This window comes from Cytobacillus horneckiae (genome assembly GCF_002835735.1).
In the GTDB taxonomy this organism is placed as follows: domain Bacteria; phylum Bacillota; class Bacilli; order Bacillales; family Cytobacillaceae; genus Cytobacillus; species Cytobacillus horneckiae.
On the sequence record NZ_PISD01000008.1, the window covers coordinates 274,988 to 293,709 of the forward strand.

The 18,722-nt window shown below is 39.1% G+C and carries 18 protein-coding genes, 1 pseudogene and 1 riboswitch; of the genes and pseudogenes, 17 read left to right on the plus strand and 2 right to left on the minus strand.

Translation table 11 applies throughout. From position 1 onward, the window contains the following. Positions 1 to 14: 14 nt before the first annotated feature. From rbsD to rbsB, 4 genes are read left to right on the plus strand one after another with little or no spacing between them, the layout of a single operon-like run. Entirely contained in the window at positions 15 to 404 is a 390-nt protein-coding gene (gene rbsD, locus CWS20_RS04515; protein ID WP_066199738.1) for a D-ribose pyranase, read from the plus strand. Next, positions 404 to 1,906, plus strand: coding sequence for a sugar ABC transporter ATP-binding protein (locus tag CWS20_RS04520; protein ID WP_066199735.1), 1,503 nt, complete (start codon positions 404 to 406; stop codon positions 1,904 to 1,906). The genes rbsD and CWS20_RS04520 overlap by 1 nt, the downstream gene beginning before the upstream one ends. Then, positions 1,903 to 2,847 (plus strand): ABC transporter permease subunit, encoded by a 945-nt coding sequence (locus CWS20_RS04525; RefSeq protein WP_066199729.1) that lies wholly within the window; start codon positions 1,903 to 1,905, stop codon positions 2,845 to 2,847. The genes CWS20_RS04520 and CWS20_RS04525 overlap by 4 nt, the downstream gene beginning before the upstream one ends. Before the next feature lie 38 nt (positions 2,848 to 2,885). Beyond that, positions 2,886 to 3,818, plus strand: coding sequence for a ribose ABC transporter substrate-binding protein RbsB (gene rbsB / locus CWS20_RS04530; RefSeq protein WP_066199726.1), 933 nt, complete (start codon positions 2,886 to 2,888; stop codon positions 3,816 to 3,818). Positions 3,819 to 4,389: 571 nt separating this feature from the next. On the opposite strand, the gene CWS20_RS04535 is transcribed toward rbsB, so the two are convergent. Further along, positions 4,390 to 4,881: a DinB family protein gene (locus CWS20_RS04535; RefSeq protein WP_066199723.1), complete on the minus strand. Its 492-nt coding sequence runs from the start codon at positions 4,879 to 4,881 to the stop codon at positions 4,390 to 4,392. Positions 4,882 to 6,084: 1,203 nt separating this feature from the next. Then, a riboswitch (FMN riboswitch) is annotated at positions 6,085 to 6,233 on the plus strand. Positions 6,234 to 6,494: 261 nt separating this feature from the next. Between CWS20_RS04535 and ribE the strand changes: the two genes are divergently transcribed. The 4 genes and pseudogenes from ribE to dapF all read left to right on the plus strand — a co-directional run bounded on the left by ribE (position 6,495) and on the right by dapF (position 9,385). After that, positions 6,495 to 7,142: a riboflavin synthase gene (ribE, locus tag CWS20_RS04540; protein WP_066199720.1), complete on the plus strand. Its 648-nt coding sequence runs from the start codon at positions 6,495 to 6,497 to the stop codon at positions 7,140 to 7,142. A gap of 12 nt (positions 7,143 to 7,154) precedes the next feature. Next, positions 7,155 to 7,751, plus strand: a pseudogene (gene ribB, locus CWS20_RS04545) (3,4-dihydroxy-2-butanone-4-phosphate synthase); the annotation flags it as partial. Positions 7,752 to 7,786: 35 nt separating this feature from the next. Further along, on the plus strand, positions 7,787 to 8,254 hold the full coding sequence (gene ribH, locus CWS20_RS04550; protein ID WP_066199717.1) for a 6,7-dimethyl-8-ribityllumazine synthase: 468 nt from the start codon (positions 7,787 to 7,789) through the stop codon (positions 8,252 to 8,254). A 141-nt stretch (positions 8,255 to 8,395) separates the two neighbouring features. Beyond that, positions 8,396 to 9,385 (plus strand): diaminopimelate epimerase, encoded by a 990-nt coding sequence (gene dapF, locus CWS20_RS04555; protein WP_066199715.1) that lies wholly within the window; start codon positions 8,396 to 8,398, stop codon positions 9,383 to 9,385. Positions 9,386 to 9,478: 93 nt separating this feature from the next. Here the strand turns inward: dapF and ligD are convergent, their stop codons facing one another. Beyond that, positions 9,479 to 10,693 (minus strand): DNA ligase D, encoded by a 1,215-nt coding sequence (gene ligD / locus CWS20_RS04560; RefSeq protein ID WP_241504136.1) that lies wholly within the window; start codon positions 10,691 to 10,693, stop codon positions 9,479 to 9,481. 101 nt (positions 10,694 to 10,794) lie between these two features. Here ligD and CWS20_RS04565 point away from each other — a divergent pair, with 101 nt between their 5' ends. From CWS20_RS04565 to glpK, 9 genes are all read left to right on the plus strand, one after another. Continuing rightward, a complete protein-coding gene (locus tag CWS20_RS04565; RefSeq protein WP_066199709.1) occupies positions 10,795 to 11,703 on the plus strand; it encodes an ATP-dependent DNA ligase in 909 nt (302 codons plus the stop codon). Positions 11,704 to 11,842: 139 nt separating this feature from the next. Further along, entirely contained in the window at positions 11,843 to 12,412 is a 570-nt protein-coding gene (locus CWS20_RS04570; RefSeq protein ID WP_066199706.1) for a DeoR family transcriptional regulator, read from the plus strand. A gap of 12 nt (positions 12,413 to 12,424) precedes the next feature. After that, entirely contained in the window at positions 12,425 to 13,831 is a 1,407-nt protein-coding gene (locus CWS20_RS04575) for a PepSY-associated TM helix domain-containing protein (protein ID WP_066199704.1), read from the plus strand. A gap of 18 nt (positions 13,832 to 13,849) precedes the next feature. Continuing rightward, positions 13,850 to 14,326: a FixH family protein gene (locus CWS20_RS04580; protein WP_066199701.1), complete on the plus strand. Its 477-nt coding sequence runs from the start codon at positions 13,850 to 13,852 to the stop codon at positions 14,324 to 14,326. Positions 14,327 to 14,437: 111 nt separating this feature from the next. Continuing rightward, a complete protein-coding gene (gene ymaG, locus CWS20_RS04585; RefSeq protein ID WP_066199699.1) occupies positions 14,438 to 14,677 on the plus strand; it encodes an inner spore coat protein YmaG in 240 nt (79 codons plus the stop codon). 222 nt (positions 14,678 to 14,899) lie between these two features. Continuing rightward, complete coding sequence (gene ku / locus CWS20_RS04590; protein WP_066199693.1) at positions 14,900 to 15,772, plus strand: non-homologous end joining protein Ku; 873 nt, start codon at positions 14,900 to 14,902, stop codon at positions 15,770 to 15,772. Between the two features lie 112 nt (positions 15,773 to 15,884). Further along, positions 15,885 to 16,538: a phosphatase PAP2 family protein gene (locus tag CWS20_RS04595; protein WP_066199688.1), complete on the plus strand. Its 654-nt coding sequence runs from the start codon at positions 15,885 to 15,887 to the stop codon at positions 16,536 to 16,538. 2 nt (positions 16,539 to 16,540) lie between these two features. Continuing rightward, entirely contained in the window at positions 16,541 to 17,086 is a 546-nt protein-coding gene (locus CWS20_RS04600; protein ID WP_066199685.1) for a glycerol-3-phosphate responsive antiterminator, read from the plus strand. 19 nt (positions 17,087 to 17,105) lie between these two features. After that, entirely contained in the window at positions 17,106 to 18,596 is a 1,491-nt protein-coding gene (glpK, locus tag CWS20_RS04605; protein WP_066199683.1) for a glycerol kinase GlpK, read from the plus strand. Positions 18,597 to 18,722 lie beyond the last annotated feature (126 nt).

Genomic DNA, 18,722 nt, shown 5'->3' on the forward strand with positions numbered 1-18,722 from the left:
AGAAGTGAAATGCTTTGAAAAAAAACGGTACATTGAATAGTGAAATTTCTAAAGTTTTAAGTGACATGGGACACACAGACACGATAGTGATAGCGGATTGCGGACTTCCTATTCCAGCAAATGTGAAAAAAATAGATTTAGCTTTAAAAATAGGAACACCAGCTTTCCTTGATGTATTAGAAGAGTTAGAGCTCGAAATGATGATTGAAAAAGTAACATTGGCATCAGAAATCAATGAGCATAATCCGAATTTGCACCATCTTTTATGTGACAAGTTTACGGATATTGCCTATGTTTCGCATGAAGATTTGAAGCAAGAAACAAAGAGTGCCAAGGCAATCATCCGCACAGGGGAGGCAACACCGTACGCCAATATTATCTTAAAGGCAGGAGTGATTTTCTAATGCAAACAAACCCGATTGTTGAAATGAAGCAAATTCATAAATCCTTTTATTCAGTGAATGTATTAAGGGGAGTGGATTTTGATTTATTTTCAGGTGAAATTCATGCATTGATGGGTGAGAACGGTGCAGGAAAATCTACTCTAGTGAAAATCCTTACCGGAATTCATAAAAGCAATCAAGGTGAAATCTTTTATAAAGGCAATCAGACGGAATTTTCCTCTCCAAAAGATGCAGAGAAAAATGGAATGGCAGTTATTCATCAAGAATTAAATATCATTCCTTATTTAACGGTTGCAGAGAATATGTTTCTTGGAAAAGAGCTAAAAGCTACACCGTTCGGAATATTAAAAACAAAAGAAATGAATCAGCGAACAAAGGAATACTTGAATCGACTAGGAATTGATATGGATCCGCAGAAGCCTGCAGGAGAATTATCTGTCGGGCAGCAGCAAATGATTGAAATTGCCCGTGCCATTGCCGCGAATACTGAAGTGTTAATTATGGATGAGCCGACCGCAGCCTTGACAGACAGAGAAATAGAAACTTTGTTTAAAGTAATGGATCAATTGCGCCAAGAAGGTGTTGCCATCATCTACATTTCCCACAGGATGGAAGAGATTTTCAGAATGTGTAATCGGATTACGGTCCTGCGGGATGGCCAATCAATTGGCACGAAAAATACGAATGAAACAAACTTCGAAGAAATCGTTAAAATGATGGTTGGCCGCGAGCTAGGCGAGCGCTTCCCTGATCGTACAGCTGATATTGGGGATACCTATTTTTCTGTTGAAAACTTGAGTTTAGAAGGTGTATTCAACAATATTTCCTTTGATGTGAAAAAGGGAGAAATCCTAGGGGTCGCGGGACTTATGGGTGCGGGCCGCACTGAAATAATGGAAGCGATTTTTGGCGCGCGAAAGAAATCTTCGGGCACAATTGTCTTGGATGGAAAAGAATTATCGATTAAAAAACCGCATCATGCCATTAAAGCTGGGATTGGGTTTATTACTGAAGACCGTAAAGATGAAGGCTTAGTGCTCGGATTAACTGTTCGCGAGAACTTATCAATCCCGAACTTAAAGACATTGTCCAATCAAACCATTATGTCAGACAATAAGGAAAAACAATTTTCTAAGGATATGATTGAGAAACTTAGAATTAAAACTTCAAGCTCTGAACAAGAAGTAAAGTCACTAAGTGGAGGCAATCAGCAGAAGGTTGTGTTTGGAAAATGGCTTGGTATCAATCCGAAACTATTAATTTTAGATGAGCCTACCAGAGGCGTTGACGTCGGGGCGAAAAAAGAGATTTACAGCATCATGAACGAAGAGACGAAAAAAGGAAAGTCCATTATTATGGTATCTTCAGAACTCCCTGAAATATTGGGGATGTCGGACCGTATTATGGTCATTCACGAAGGAAAGGTAACTGCCATTCTCGATAAAGCGGATGCAAACCAGGAGAAAATTATGGAAGCAGCTACAGGGGGGATAAACAGATGAATAAGCTAACAAAAGGTCTCGGATCGTTGCAAAAATTAGGACCAGTACTTGGACTATTACTAATTATTATTATTTTGGCGATTATGAGTCCTAACTTTTCAACAACTGAGAATATATTCAATGTGCTGCGTCAAGTATCAATTAATGCTTTAATCGCATTTGGGATGACCTTTGTTATTTTGACGGGCGGAATTGATTTATCAGTCGGATCGATACTTGCGCTTGCCTCTGCATTAACAGCAGGTATGCTTGCAAGCGGAATGGACCCAATCTTAGCCGTATTATTAGGATTGCTTGCAGGAGCAGCCATGGGGCTATTCAATGGATTGATTATTGCGAAAGGTAAGGTTGCACCTTTTATAGCAACATTAGCAACGATGACAATTTTTCGAGGCTTGACGCTTGTTTATACAGAAGGCAGACCGATTACAGGGCTTTCTGATGCGGTAAGCTTTCAAATGCTCGGAAAAGGTTATTTTCTTGGAATACCTTTCCCTGTCATTACAATGTTAATCGCTTATTTGATTTTATACTTTTTACTTAAGAAAACGACATTCGGCCGTGGTGTATATGCAATCGGCGGAAATGAAGAAGCTTCTAGATTATCAGGCTTAAAGGTGGACCGCCTGAAAATGGGCGTCTATTCACTATCAGGCCTACTGGCAGCACTCGCCGGCATTACGCTGATGTCACGACTAGATTCCGCTCAGCCAACAGCAGGTACAAGCTATGAATTAGATGCCATTGCAGCGGTTGTTCTCGGTGGAACTAGTTTATCCGGCGGAAGAGGCTGGATATTTGGAACATTAATCGGCGCCCTTATTATTGGCGTATTGAATAACGGCTTAAATCTATTAAATGTTTCTTCATTCTATCAACAAGTGGTTAAAGGCGGCGTCATCCTTTTGGCTGTATTAATAGACCGAAAAAAAGCTGCCTAAACATAAATTGAAATGATATTTTACAAGGAGGTTTAATCATGAAACATATTTGGAAGCTTTTTGTTATGGTAATGATCTTATTTATTGTTAGTGCCTGTTCGCTTGAAGGTGGAGATACAAAGGGAACAGAAGAAAAGGGAGCAAAGGATGACACGGCAGCTAAAAAGATTGGCATTTCCATTTCAACATTAAACAACCCTTACTTTGTCACGCTAAAAGACAGTGCGGAAGCAAAAGCGAAGGAATTAGGAATGGAAACAACAACAGTGGATGCTCAGAATGATCCGGCCAAACAAGTGAGTGATATTGAAGACTTAATTCAGCAAGGAGTAGATATCCTTTTGATTAATCCAGCTGACTCATCAGCAATTGCTGCTGCCATTAACTCAGCAAATAATGCAAATATCCCTGTTATTACTGTTGACCGCAGCGCAGAGGGCGGCGAAGTCGTAGCCCATGTAGCTTCAGATAATGCAGCCGGCGGCAAAATGGCAGGAGAATATATTATTGAACAACTTGGTGAGGAAGCGAAAGTAGTTGAACTAGAAGGGATACCTGGTTCTTCAGCAGCGCGTGAAAGAGGCGCAGGCTTTAACGAAGCAATCGCTGCAGCTAGCGGTTATGAGGTAGCATCAAAGCAGGCAGCCAATTTTGATCGTGCGCAAGGATTAACCGTTATGGAAAACATAATCCAAAGCACGAAAGATTTTAAAGCAGTATTTGCCCATAATGATGAAATGGCTTTAGGCGCAGTACAGGCATTAAATGCAGCAGGTCTAACTGACGTCATCGTCGTTGGCTTTGATGCGACTGAAGACGCAGTAAAAGCCGTTGAAGACGGCAAGATGGCAGCAACGGTTGCCCAAAAGCCCGACCTAATGGGTGAACAAGCAATTGAAGCAGCTCAAAAAGTATTGAAGGATGAAACGGTGGAAGAGTTCATTCCTGTAGAGCTTGAATTGATTAAATAAGAATATTCGCAGTCTCCTTGAATTGTGGAGGCTGCTTTTTCTGTATCAGCAGTCGAAATGCTTTTTGCTAACTAAAATGGCAAGATAGAAAATCTTTTCACAGGCACTAGTATTATTGCCTCATCGTTCTCTTTATTTTCGTAACTCCATTGAATGAGTAACGAGTAATCAGTATTCGTTGGTTTTTTTTGTAACAGAAGAATTTGAATTAGAATAATTTATAGGATAGTTAGTCTAATTTGAGGGCTAATTATCTTTTTTGTATACATAATCTTAAATATATATAAAGGTTGAAAATAAGGTATAAGAGGTTCAATATGCAAATACAAAGATTATAGGACGTAGCCTTGGTATGAGGATAGCACTACGCAGAACTTAGTTCGAGGCATTGAAAAGCAAATCGAACTTTTACATCAAAAAAAGAAGCTTTCCGTGTTCCGGAAAAGCCCACTTTTTTTGATAACAAATATGCTTTATTAGCTAGTATATTTACAAATGATACATCTTATTGTTCTTTACTCTTGTAAAAGTGTTTTGTTGGGTGCGAACCTCAAGATATTTTAATCATCGTTTATAAATATGACCGGCGAGCTGGCCATGAACCTTGTAGTTTTCTAAGTTGTACAATTTGTCCTGTATGATAAGCATCGTGCAAAAGGATATTTAAATATTGTTGCCAAACTGGTAGAGAAGGACTTGGTTGATCCAGTTCTGCTTCTTGAAGGGATGTTAATGTAGATAGTAAGGCATCATGTACTTGAAGGGTTCGCTTCACTGTTTCTTGCCAAGCATCTTCATCATTAGCTCCACCTTGGACAAACGTGTCATCGTTATTTTGCGGAGCAACAAATGTGTCATCTTGTTGTAAGCGGGAGAGTAAGCGCTCTTTAAAGGTTAGTAAATGGTTTGCATTTTCCCAAATCGTATTACCGGCCTTTCCTTCTGGTTGCCAACATGCTTGTACAGCGGTAAGATTTTTTAACGCTTCTGATATCGGTGGGTACCATTCTTCTTCGTAAAAAGCTTGCTTGACTCCATTTTGCAAGATTTCTTTTTTACTCATTAGGATAGCCTCCTTGTATGTAACTATCTAAATTAAATTCAGTAGTTACGATCATTTTAGTATATTTTCCGAAAAAAATATATAGGAGTGAAAATATACATGAACTTTATATTTCTGGAGCCTATATCTTAATCAACGATCTTCCGAAAAACCAGCTATTTTAGACACATCGGTTATTCCGTTTTAAGGCGCGATTGGGGAAGATCGAAGTTAGGGAATGATCAAACTTTATTTCAAAGCAGTAGGAACATATTGGATATGTACAAAATGTTCCTACTTTTGATTTTATTGAGTTTAACATCTATGACCTAAATCCTGTATTTTTTATACCGGGACATTTAACTGAATTAAAACGATTATTATCAGGAAAAGAAACCCATTTTAGATTAGTATTTTATTGATGAAATTGAAAGTGAAATTCATTATTTAATGGAGTTTGCTTTTAAAGTTAAGATAAAGGTATGGAGAGACAGATTTGAAAATATTCAGGATAGGATTTGTAGGTTAGATGGGATTAATAAAATGGTGTACTTGGGGATAGGGAAGGCATTTTAGAGAGAGTTAAGTTTGATGATATTTTTGGAATTGAATTGACATGTGAGATATAAGTAACAGTTATCACCTAGAGATGCAATCATCTATCTACGGAGTCTTATGTCTAAGTCATGGTTGGCTAGGAGAAGCCTTCTTTTTAGTTTTATTTTTTACGTTAACTCCCTGATATCTATTGATAAACAATTCCATTAAAATATTTAAGAACTTATTATTAGTAGGAGTGTATATGGGGATAGATTTAAATGATTATTACATAGAAGATACAGTAATTCTAACTGCAAAAGAAAGAGATGAGATAGGTTTCTAGTAAACTTGTCGCTTGGAAAAGATCCAGAATAAAGTAAAGAGGCAATGTTTGAACGCTGACTAGCCTATCAGCAAGTGGATATTTAAGGGAAAATAATCAGTGCCATTCAGCATACGTTATATATCGGTGGAGATGAGGGGGGAATTTAGGGTTAGAAATTGAGGGTTTAGAAGGCATGGAAAACCAGGTTGTTGATGCGGAAACTGGGGAAGAGATATATGAGGATGTATGAAATATATGATGAATTTCCCATTTATAAATAAAATACTTGATTTAGCCAAATAAAGCATCTATGCTTATTTTAGATGCTATAGTACCTCATTGCATCTGAAAATTTAATAAATATCCTTCGGGGCAGGGTGAAATTCCCAACCGGCGGTGATGAGGGGGGACCCTCTTAGTCCGTGACCCGGGTTCGAATTTTTTTGAAAACGGTGGATTTGGTGTAAATCCAAAGCCGACAGTATAGTCTGGATGGGAGAAGGATGGAGTACATTTACGTTAAAAAATTTCATGATTAACGTTTATTTGTTCATGGCTGATTCTCCCGTACATTAAATAATGTACGGGTTTATTTATTCATGAAAAAAATTTAGGGGAGGTGTCGACTTTGGGAATAAATCAATCATTTTAATTGCTGTAAAACTTGCATATTCAACCATTCTTTCCTTTTCTCCGCGAAAATGCCCCGAGCGGAACAAATTCCAAATGAATCTATTAAAAACTTTATAAGAGAAAGGTAGCGTTAGTTGTGTTTACTGGGATCATTGAAGAAATTGGATCCGTAAAACGGACGATTAAAAAAGGGAACACGATTCAATTTACGATTGGCGCATCTCTGATTTTAGGTGATATGCAGTTAGGCGACAGCATTGCAGTAAATGGTGTTTGTTTAACTGTCACAGACTTTAATGATAAAGAGTTTCATGCAGATGTGATGCCTGAAACGTATCGCCATACCTCATTAGCAACCTTAAAGCAGGCAGGGAAAGTAAACCTTGAACGCGCAATGCCTGCAAACGGCAGATTTGGTGGCCATTTTGTCAGCGGCCATGTAGATGCTGCAGGAACAATTATTAGGAAAAGCGTGCTGGAAAATGCGATATACATTGATATTACTATTCCTGGAAAGTACAAACATCTAGTCATTGAAAAAGGTTCTGTTGCAATCGACGGCACCTCGTTAACAGTCATGAAAATAGAAGGCGAATGTTTAACTGTATCATTAATTCCGCATACGGCAGATCAATCGGTACTAGGTTTGAAACAGCCTGGAGAGACTGTCAATCTGGAATTCGATATGATGGCCAAGTATATTTTTTCATTTAGTAAAAATAAAACGGAAACACATCATTCAAGAATAGAGGATTTACTAGAGAAAAATGGATTCCTATCATAGGGGGGCTGCCTCGTGTTTAACACGATTGAAGATGCAATCGCTGACTTGAAACAAGGAAAGGTTATTATCGTTTGTGATGATGAAAATAGAGAAAATGAAGGTGATTTTTTAGCAATTGCCCAATACGCAACAGCAGAAACCATTAACTTTATGGCGAAAGAAGGAAGGGGACTCATTTGTGTGCCAGTCAATGAAGCTATTGCTGCTAAGCTGGAATTAGCACCGATGGTTCTAAAAAACACAGATACTCATCAAACCGCTTTTACCGTAAGCATTGATCATAAACAAACAACAACAGGTATTAGTGCGCATGAACGTGCACTGACAATCGAAAAAATGCTGGACGATCAATCCGAACCGCGCGATTTTCAGCGTCCAGGCCATATCTTTCCATTAATTGCGAAATGTGGCGGTGTGATTGAGCGACCTGGACATACAGAAGCAGCCGTTGATTTAGCGGTTCTTGCTGGTGCAAAGCCTGCAGGAGTGATATGTGAAATTATGAAGGACGACGGTACAATGGCGAGGGTTCCTGACTTGGAAATCATTGCAGACAAATTTGATTTGAAGTTTATTACAATTAAGCAATTAATTGATTACCGGTCAAAATCATTACAATTCAACTAAAGAAGGAGATTAAGAATATGAGTCATATTATAGAAGGAAATTTAGTCGGAACAGGTTTAAAAGTAGCGGTGGTCGTTTCAAGATTTAATGAATTTATAACAAATAAATTACTAAGTGGCGCTCAGGATGCATTAAAACGGCATGATGTTGCTGAAGACGATGTAACAATTGTATGGGTTCCGGGCGCATTTGAAATTCCTTTAACTGCAAAAAAGCTGGCTGAGAGCGGAAAATATGATGCTGTCGTTGCATTGGGCACGGTTATTAGAGGGGCAACACCGCACTTTGATTATGTAAATGCAGAAGTAGCAAAAGGGGTTGCAGCAACAGCGATGCAGACAGGTATTCCGGTAATCTTTGGTGTTTTGACAACGGATTCGATTGAACAGGCGATTGAGCGTGCAGGGACGAAAGCCGGCAATAAAGGCTGGGATGCAGCTGTCAATGCGATTGAAATGGGCAATTTGTATAAAAGCCTTGGCTAATTAATGTCTGCAGTCGCCTTCTTAAACAACTAGCCATCAGCGGGTAAGGTCCGTTGATGGAACTTTCACTTTAAACTTTGAAGTGTTTATAAGTATAATAGTATATATTATTCTACCTAAATGTTGAAAAGAGGGTTTATGATGAAGATTGAATTAACTAAATGTCACGGATCTGGCAATGATTTTTTTATTATAGATGAAATGAATCATTCATACGATCTTGATGATAATAAACGTGCTGCATTGGCAAGAGCATTTTGCAATCGTTCAACTGATTTGGGAGCAGACGGCATTCTGTTTGTTTTAGCGAGTGATGTCTCTGATGCAAAAATGCGTGTTTTTAATACGGACGGCTCAGAAGCTTCCATGTGTGGTAACGGACTGCGCTGTGTTGCCCGCTATGTATGTGAGAAGCTTTCGATTGAAGAAGCTACGATCGAAACGATGAAAGCAAATTTGCAAGTGAAAAATCAGCCGGATATTTTTGAAAATATCCCTACTTATTTAGTGGAGATTTCCCCGGTATCATTTGATCTTGATAGTTTGCCGCTGAAATTAAATCAAAATCAATTAATGAATGAAAAAATTCCAGCGCTATCAGAGAATATACAATTTACTGCCCTATCTGTTCCTAATCCTCACTTAGTGGCAATTGTAGAAAAAGAACAGATTCAATCAAATGAGCAAGAAACCTTAAGTAAATATGTGAATGGCGAAAATGAATTTTTTCCGGATGGTGTGAATGTGAGCTTTGTAAAGCCGCTGAAGAAGGGTCATATTTATGTGCGTACTTTTGAAAGAGGTGTCGGGTTCACGAATGCTTGCGGAACAGCAATGTCCGCCTCCAGCCTCGTTACATGTCTTCAAGGCTTGAATGAGATGGAAACGCCGATTGAAGTGTATAATAATGGCGGAAAAGTCCGTTGTGTCGTCCATGAGCAAAATGGGTTGCAGTCCATTGATTTAATTGGAAACGCAAGCTACTTATATCGCTGTGATGTTGAATTAGAAATTGAAAACCCTGAAATTTTTACAATTGACAATAATAAAGAATATGTTGAAGAAGTTATGCAATATGCTAAACTGCAAAAGCATGCTGCCGAATTTTTAAACGAATGGATAAATGCATAACGGTGAATAAAAAAGAACAAGATTGCACAATCTTGTTCTTTTTGATTGTTCACCATTTAAGATAAATAGAAATCATAGCAGGAATGAGCTATCTTAACCTCCACTCTCACTCTTCAAAGATTCAACAATACCTTCAAGTTCAAAATTTCTCGTATCGAAAAAATCTTTCATTGGGCAATCTTTTTCAGAAAATCTCTCAATCATCCTCGGTATATTGTAATTTTCCATTTTTAAACCTTCATTCACCTCATCCCAAAATAGGGGAGCTGCGACAGTAGCATTTGCTCGCCCGCGCGGTGAGTACGGGCAAATGATGGTTTTGCCCTCTGCATGCTGAATATAATCAATATACAATTTGGCTCCTCTATTTTTTTTCAATCGTTCTATTGTAAAATCATGCGGATATTTTTCTATCAGGTAATGAGCAATTAATTCTGTGAACCGGCGCGTGTCATTAAATGTCAAGCTCGTATGCATGATAGGTATATGGACTTGGATGCCTTTGCTTCCTGACAGCTTTGGAAAACTGATGATATTCAGGTCATCAAAGATTTTTTTCATCTCGACGGCTGCTTTAATGGCGAGCGGGAAATGGTCCGTATCTGGCGGATCCAGGTCAAAGACAATTTCGTTCGGTTGCTTGGAGGCAATCGTCTGAAACGGGATATGGTATTCCATTGCTAATTGATTGCCAAGCCATACAAGTGTTGATAGGCTGTTGCAAAGAATATAATCAATCCCCTCATGCCTCTTCTTTTCAATAAAGGAAGGGGCATAATCAGGACAGTTTTTTTGAAAAAAAGATTCAGAGCCATAGCCATGGGGAAAGCGAATGGTTGTAAGAAGCTTATCTTTCAAAAACGGAAGAAAAAAAGGTGCTGCTTGAATGAGATAGGAAATAAAACCTTCCTTATTCAGTGCTGGCTGTGACCAAAGTGGTTTATCTGGATGGGTTATGCTCACTTCATTTTCAATGTTTGCGCATTTAATGACAAGCCTGTCCCATGTGCAATTTTCCCAGGATTCCTTAAACAGAAATGATTCGAAAACAGCTCCGATAATCTGTTCATTCTCAAACCGATCAAATGAGAGTAAAACACAGATGCTTGGAGGAATAGAAAACTTTCCTGCTTCATTTCTAACAGCATTGGTTTTAAGTGTTAAAACTAAAGTGTCGGCATCAGCCGAACCAATTCCTTCAGAAAAATGCCCAATTTCAACAGCTTGTCCATCCTTGATAACACCGAATAGAAATTGCTTCCTGTTTTCATCCCAGCCGGTAATAAAAAATTCGCCTCTCAACTTCATCTTCTTCATCCTCTTGTCAGTGAAAATATTGTTATTTTTCACATCGCTTCATATTTTATCCCGTAAAAGCGAATATTAATTTCAAAAAACTGGGGGCAGCTATGGAGCCGATTATTCCTTTTGAACCGATGATTACGAATGACATCCCAGCCGGTGAACAATGGATTGCGCAAGTTAAGTGGGATGGTACGAGAATGTTAACCTATTGTCAAAATGGTCAAGTCAAATTGTTTAATCGAAAGCTGAATGAGCGGACAAAACAGTATCCTGAAATACATAATTACCGAGAATATTGCCGTGCAGATTCTTTTATTTTTGACGGAGAGATGATTGCACTCCAAGATGGAAAACCTTCTTTCTACAATGTAATGAAAAGGGATAGGATTAGAAAATTTGCAAATCTCCCACTGCTCATTGCTGAAGTGCCAATTATATATATGGTTTTTGATTTATTATACTGCAATGGAAAATGGATTGTGGATCAGCCTTTATCTGAAAGACAAGCGATGCTCGCTGAGGTTCTTCTACCTAATGCCGCTGTCCAAATGGTGGAGAGTTTTTCCGATAAACTCGGCTTGTATCAAGCCTGTATGGATAAGGAATTAGAGGGGGTTGTTTTTAAGAATTTGACTAGTGCGTATACAATTGGTGGAAAGGATGCAAGATGGCTAAAGCGGAAAAAGGAAAGTGATTTGATTGCCTATGTGGGAGGCGTATCTTACAGGGGGAATGTCGTTAATTCTCTTGACCTGGGCATTTGGAATAAAGAAAATGAGTTTGTTTATATTGGGAGTGCAGGTGGAGGAAAGTTGTCAGTGCGTGATTGGAAGGATGTAACCCATGCTGTTCAGCAGATTATTCAATTCGATAGCCCGTTTTCCAATTATCGTCAGCCGGAAACTAATTTGGAACATCATTGGATTCAGCCGGTATTGCAAGTGAAGGTCGCTTTTTTGGAGTGGACGCAATCTCATACATTGAGACAGCCGATTATTCAGGCTTTTGTATAACGAAGAAATAGTCATAACAATTTCATTCTTTTCTCACAATCGAGTGTTATAAATATGATAGCGGATGTGAAAATTAACATTTTTTCACACTCTCTATCATATTTTTATTTTAATATCGGCTTTGAAAGGAATGAATCCTATGCTGCCAATTGAAAGACAACAACAAATCCTCGCTTGGCTGGAAGAGGAAGGGACATTGAAGGTATCGGATATTAGCGAAAGGCTAAAGGTTTCTGAAATGACAATTTATCGAGATATTAAGCAGCTTGTTAGTGAAAATAAAGCAGCTAAAACAACAAATGGTGTGGCTCTTTTTCAGAAAGAAAAAAGCTTTTCGAGCAATCAATGTGCCTATTGTTTTAAAGAAGGGAAATCGCGACTGTCGATGCAAATCATTATGCATGATCATTCGGTGGAACATGCCTGCTGTCCGCATTGCGGTTTGTTGATGTTCTCAGAACGGAGGGATGAAATTTCACAGCTTATTTGCCATGATTTTTTATATGACACAACGATAAGTGCTAAAATGGCGACTTTTCTTTTACAGCCTGACATTCAAATCCATTGCTGTGAACCACAGGTGATTGCTTTTCAGTCAACCAAGCATGCAAAACAGTTTCAAAAAGGGTTTGGCGGAGAAATTTGTGATTTGGAAAAGGCCATTCATATAATCAAATCAGAAATGCAGGGAGAAACTTGCAAGCATTAGTAGGGGGAAGAGATGAATATTGAAAGAGACAGCAACTACGAGTTAGAACAATCAGAGAAACGAAAGAAAAACCGAAAAACGAAAAGCGCTTTTTATCAATCCGTTTGGAGATGGCACTTTTATGCAGGTCTTATTTTTGCGCCATTTCTAATCATTTTAGCCTTTAGTGGTGCGGTATATCTTTTTAAACCGCAAATTGAATCGTTTTTATATAATAATCAGTACTATGTTCAGCAGGCTGATTCCGAAGCAATAAGTGCGAACGAGCAATTGGCTAAAGTAAGTGAAGCTTACCCTGATAGTACTGTTACTTCTGTTACGTATTATGAAGAGGCGAACCGCACAACTGAATTTGCTCTAAGCGATCAAGGTGTCATGAAAACTGTATATGTGAACCCCTATAATGGTGAAATAGCAGGTGAAATTGAGACAGATAAAAAATTTACGGAAGTGTTTAAAAAACTGCATAGTGAATTAATTATCGGAGGAACGGTTGCTAATCGGATAGTTGAGCTGGCAGCATGCTGGGCTGTTATTTTATTAGTTACAGGCTTGTACATTTGGTGGCCGCGCAACAAAGCATCGATTTGGGGAACGATTTTGCCTCGTATTACGAGTGAAGGAAGAACATTTTGGCGTGATATGCATGCGGTCCCTGCCTTCTGGCTATCGGTTTTTCTATTGATTCTTATAGCTACCGGACTTCCGTGGTCAGGCGTTCTTGGCGAACAAATAAATCGGGTGGCTACTTCTACAAACACAGGGTATCCGGATTATGCCCAGAGCTGGGCAGAAAAGCCTGAATCAGTTGTTAAAACGAAAGATGTCGCAGAAAACGTTCCTTGGGCAGCGGAAAATCTTGATGTTCCATTATCAGTAGCGAATGGATATGTACCGCTTTCGCTGAGTGATGCCGCTTTTATTGCGGAAAATGAAAAAATAGAAAAACCTTACACGATTACGATGCCGCAGGGAGATACTGGTGTGTATACCATTGCAACTTCACACTCGACTCCATGGGATGATGCGACTCTTCATGTCGATCAGTACAGCGGTGCTAAATTAACAGATGTGCGTTTTGCTGATTACGGATTATTGGCAAAAAGTATAACGGTTGGCATCGCACTTCATGAAGGAAGATTGTTTGGATTTATGAACCAATTGATAGGGCTCTTTGTTTGTATGGGCTTAATAGGGCTAATTGTCAGCTCGTTTATCATGTGGAAAAAGAGAAAGCCTGAAGACCGAGTTGGTGCGCCGCCAAAGGCAAAGGATAAGAAAGTTAGCCGCACGGTGTTTGTTATCATGCTTATATTTGGCGTTTTAATGCCGCTTGTAGGGATTTCTATAATTATTGTTTATATACTTGACAGATTTGTGATACAGAAATTTGAACCATTGAGAAAATGGTTCAGCTAACAATGGAGGACCATGATATTGAAGAGGTTAATCTTTTTACTCGTTGGTGCGCTGCTGCTGGCAGGATGTAATGTTCAGGAGAATGATCCTGTAGGTAATCAGCCGGAAAGAGTTGATGGAGCAATCATTTTGCCTGATAAAGCAGAACCTGAAGACACAGTTGAATTGAAGACTGTTGTTACGCAAGGAGAAGAGCAAGTGGCAGATGCTGAAGAAGTGAAGTTTGCAGTTTGGAAAATGGGCAGTGAGGAAGAAGCTATTGAATTAAAAGCTGTTCATGAACAGGATGGCATGTATGCTGCTGCAACAGAGTTTAATGAGGAAGGCATTTATTTCGTACAGGCAAAAATAGATGCTAGAGAACAGCATGTTCGTCCATTGATGCAATTTATCGTAGGTGAATTGACGGAGGAAGAAATTCAAGAATTTATGAATTCAAAGCAGAAAGAAGAAAAGAATGATGCTGAAGAAGGTCATGAGCACCATCATCATTAAAATGGGGACGCCGCCGTCATTCGCTAAATTTGTACTGTAGGTCGATGCCCAAACCAAAGCTGGGTCATAGTCATACTCTGTATATTGAACCTTGATTGAGGAGGAGAGAAGATGACCCGGCACCCATATTATGTGCATGCGCACGAACAATTTTACAGAAGACCATATGGCGGTGGACTAGGCTTTGGTAGACCTGGTTTCGGCAGGCCTTGGGGCGGCGGCTTTTTTGGTGGGCCATTCCTTGGAGGGGTTGCCACAGGATTATTGGGCGGCGCACTAATCGCTCCATATGTATTTGGACCCCCATATCCTTACAACGGCTACCCATACCCGTACCCATACTATTATTAATGATGAATGATTAATTATGAACCAAAACATAAGCAACCCAATGGAATGCGCTCAATCGCCGTTCCATTTTTTTTATTTGATCCATTTGTAGAATATTGTCGAAGCTTGTGGGTGACAGGTACCATAATCGATTTTATCCCGCAATTTTTCCAGTTGTTTTCTTTGTGGGAAGGTGCAAACTAGGGGTAATGATTATTATGTTGAGATGGGGGATTGTTGTTTATGCATACAATTTGGAAGGGCAGTATAAGTTTTGGTTTGGTGAATATACCGATTAAGCTGCATGCGGCGACAGAGGATAAGGATATTAAGTTGAGAAATCTTCATAAAAAATGCCATTCTCCGATTAAATATGAGAAGGTTTGCCCTGTTTGTGAGGAGAAGATTGAACAGAATGAGATTGTGAAGGCATACGAATATACGAAGGGAAAATTCGTTATTCTTGAGGATGGAGATTTGGAAAAGCTAAAGAAAGAAAAGGAAGATAAGGCCGTTGAGATTATTGATTTTGTGAAGATGCAGGAAATCGACCCGATTTATTTCTCGCGGACTTATTATATATCTCCTGGAGATAGCGGGACCAAGGCATATTCCTTATTAAGGAAAGCATTGCAGGAATCTGAGAAGGTTGGCATTGCAAAAATCATTATCCGTTCAAAGGAACAATTGGCACTCCTAAGAGTATATGAAAATACACTTGTAATGGAGACGATTCACTTTCCTGATGAAGTAAGAAAAGCAGAGGATGTACCGAATGTGCCGGCTGATGAAAATGTAACGAAAAAAGAACTGGACACAGCCATTCTGCTCATTGATCAGCTGACAACTGAATTCAGTCCTGACAAATATACGGACGATTATCGAACGGCGCTTCTTGAACTGATTGAATCGAAACGAACAGGCGAAGAAATCGTTACCCCTGCAGGAAAACAGCCAGCCGCAACGAATGTGACTGATTTGATGGCTGCACTACAGGCTTCGATTGATAAAACGAAACCAGCCGTGACAACAGCAAAAACAGAAAAAACCGGCAATCCTGCAAAAACAACAACTAAGAAAAAACGAGCAGCACCGAAGGCAAAAAAACAAGCATAGCACATTACATGCGTAGCAAAATAAAATATGGTAATCTTAAGAAAGACTAGGCTAAAACAACCTAGTCTTTCATTATCTAGAAAAAAATACAATAATTGAATAGGATAATACAATGAAGAAACCAACAGCATATTTTACAACATCATTCACGATACTTTTTTTGTTTACCACTTTATTTTTTTACATCCTGAATGACTATACACGCAATGATTTGGCGTGGTTTGATGAACGTCTTATCACTGCTGTTCAATCGTATGTTTCACCAAGTTTAACAAGTATAGTCAATGTGATAACCTTTTTTGGTTCAGTGAAGTGGTTCGTTTTAGCTGCAATATTCGTATGTTTACTACTCATTATTGCAAAAAAATACTCACTAGCTATTTTTGTTGCACTTTCTTCCGGTTTAGGAGGTCTTATCAATTGGCTGCTTAAATGGCTGTTCAAGCGAGAACGTCCGGATATTTTGCCTTTAATTGAGGAGACCGGATTCAGTTTTCCGAGTGGACATTCGATGGGCTCGTTTATATTTTACGGAGCGCTTGCCTTTGTTTTGATTCACTTCGTAAAGAATATGCTCCTTCGATGTATAATTTGTTTGTTGCTAGGGCTTACAATTTTAACCATTGGAGTAAGCAGAATATATTTAGGCGTTCACTACCCGAGTGATGTTCTTGCTGGCTTTCTAGTAGGTGCCATTTGGCTGATTCTCAATATCATGGTTTATCATTATTATGAATATAAATTAAAGAGACGTGAGGTGAGTTAAATTTGGACCAAGAAATATTGCCAGCGTCGTCTTCTATGAAGGAATTCGAAAGCTTTTTAGAAAGCGCTTATACAATTGGGATATTTCTTGATATTCATGTCGCCCAATTAAAAAACGTTGCTAAAATGGCAAAAGCACATGATAAGAGGATCATTTTTCATGTTGATTTAATTAATGGCTTGAGAAATGATGAATATGCAGTGGAATACCTCTTTCAAGAGTTTAGGCCATATGGCATAATTTCAACAAAAGCAAGTGTCATCAAAAAAGCAAAATCGAAGGGAATGATTGCGATTCAAAGGATTTTCCTCATCGATTCCCACGCACTTGAGAAAAGTTATCGATTAATTGAAAAAACAAAGCCTGATTATATTGAGGTATTGCCAGGCGCCATGCCTTGGATGATTGCCGAGGTGAAAGAAAGAACAAATATCCCTGTATTAGCTGGAGGGCTCATACGTACGGCGGAAGAGGTTAAATCTGCCCTGGATGCAGGAGCAGCCGCGATTACGACTTCAGAGACAGAATTATGGTATTCTTTATCATAAAATATTGGAGGAGAAAAGGTTGGAAAAATATATTTTATCTCTTGATCAAGGAACAACAAGCTCAAGAGCCATTCTATTTAATAAAAATGGTGAAGTGTTTCATTCTTCTCAGAAGGAAATCACTCAATATTTCCCTAAGCCAGGGTGGGTTGAACATGATGCAAATGAGATATGGGGATCGATTCTTGCGGTGATTGCCGGCGTATTATCTGAATCAAATGTGAAGCCAGAGCAAATTGAAGGAATTGGCATTACTAATCAAAGAGAAACAACTGTTGTATGGGACAAGAAAAATGGCAATCCTATTTATCATGCAATTGTGTGGCAATCGAGACAAACAAATGACATTTGCAATGAGCTTAAAGAGCAAGGACATAATGACGTAATCAGAAGAAAAACGGGTTTATTAATTGATCCGTATTTTTCCGGAACAAAAGTAAAATGGATTTTAGATCATGTCGACGGTGCCCGTGAAAAAGCAGAGAATGACGAGCTGTTATTCGGAACGATAGATACATGGCTGATTTGGAAACTATCTGGCGGGAAGGCTCATGTCACTGACTATTCTAATGCAGCGAGAACACTGATGTATAATATTCATGAGTTGAAATGGGATGACGAGCTGCTTTCCATTTTAGATGTGCCGAAATCGATGCTGCCTGAAGTTCGCAGCTCTTCAGAAGTCTATGCAAAAACAGTCGACTATCATTTCTTTGGAACCGAAGTACCAATTGCCGGAGCGGCTGGGGATCAGCAAGCTGCATTATTTGGGCAGGCATGCTTTGAAAAAGGCATGGCAAAAAATACATATGGTACTGGGTGCTTTATGCTCATGAACACCGGGGAGAAAGCTGTAGAGTCAGAGCATGGATTACTCACGACCATTGCATGGGGAATTGACGGGAAAATTAATTATGCGCTTGAGGGCAGCATCTTTGTAGCTGGCTCTGCCATTCAATGGCTTCGAGATGGCCTCCGCATGTTTAATGATGCTAAAGATAGCGAACAATATGCAACAAAAGTAGAGTCCACTGAAGGTGTCTACTTAGTGCCGGCCTTTGTTGGATTGGGAACGCCTTATTGGGATAGTGAAGTGCGAGGTGCAGTTTTTGGGCTGACGAGAGGAACGAATAAAGAACATTTTGTCCGGGCTACAATTGAATCACTTGCCTACCAAACAAAGGACGTTCTGTCGGCGATGGAAGAGGACTCGGGGATAAAAGTGAAAGCATTACGAACGGATGGCGGAGCTGCTAAAAATAATTTTCTTATGCAGTTTCAAGGCGATTTGCTCAATACAAAAGTAGAAAGAGCCAGTATTAATGAAACGACTGCACTTGGCGCTGCATATTTGGCAGGGCTAGCGGTCGGATATTGGAACAATCAAAATGAACTAGAAGAGAAATGGTCCTTCGATAAATCCTTTACACCTCAAATGGAGGAGAAGGAAAGGGAAAAGCTGTATGAAGGCTGGAAAAAGGCTGTCAATGCGGCAATGGCCTTTAAGTAAGCTTTAGTTGGCCCTCTTATCATTTTTATGTTACAATATCATTAAGTTAATAAATTGGCCGGAGAACGGGAGAGACCATAAAATCATTATCTATATTAGGTAATGTATTTTATGGTCTCTTTTTTC

Excerpts from the sequence above, each read along its gene's own strand:
- CWS20_RS04520 (WP_066199735.1), top strand. The coding sequence starts at position 404 with ATGCAAACAAACCCGATTGTTGAAATGAAGCAAATTCATAAATCCTTT.
- CWS20_RS04525 (WP_066199729.1), top strand. The coding sequence starts at position 1,903 with ATGAATAAGCTAACAAAAGGTCTCGGATCGTTGCAAAAATTAGGACCA.
- rbsB (WP_066199726.1), top strand. The coding sequence starts at position 2,886 with ATGAAACATATTTGGAAGCTTTTTGTTATGGTAATGATCTTATTTATT.
- CWS20_RS04535 (WP_066199723.1), bottom strand. The coding sequence starts at position 4,881 with ATGAGTAAAAAAGAAATCTTGCAAAATGGAGTCAAGCAAGCTTTTTAC.
- ribH (WP_066199717.1), top strand. The coding sequence starts at position 7,787 with ATGAGTCATATTATAGAAGGAAATTTAGTCGGAACAGGTTTAAAAGTA.
- dapF (WP_066199715.1), top strand. The coding sequence starts at position 8,396 with ATGAAGATTGAATTAACTAAATGTCACGGATCTGGCAATGATTTTTTT.
- ligD (WP_241504136.1), bottom strand. The coding sequence starts at position 10,693 with ATGAAGTTGAGAGGCGAATTTTTTATTACCGGCTGGGATGAAAACAGG.
- CWS20_RS04565 (WP_066199709.1), top strand. The coding sequence starts at position 10,795 with ATGGAGCCGATTATTCCTTTTGAACCGATGATTACGAATGACATCCCA.
- CWS20_RS04570 (WP_066199706.1), top strand. The coding sequence starts at position 11,843 with ATGCTGCCAATTGAAAGACAACAACAAATCCTCGCTTGGCTGGAAGAG.
- CWS20_RS04575 (WP_066199704.1), top strand. The coding sequence starts at position 12,425 with ATGAATATTGAAAGAGACAGCAACTACGAGTTAGAACAATCAGAGAAA.
- ymaG (WP_066199699.1), top strand. The coding sequence starts at position 14,438 with ATGACCCGGCACCCATATTATGTGCATGCGCACGAACAATTTTACAGA.
- ku (WP_066199693.1), top strand. The coding sequence starts at position 14,900 with ATGCATACAATTTGGAAGGGCAGTATAAGTTTTGGTTTGGTGAATATA.
- CWS20_RS04595 (WP_066199688.1), top strand. The coding sequence starts at position 15,885 with ATGAAGAAACCAACAGCATATTTTACAACATCATTCACGATACTTTTT.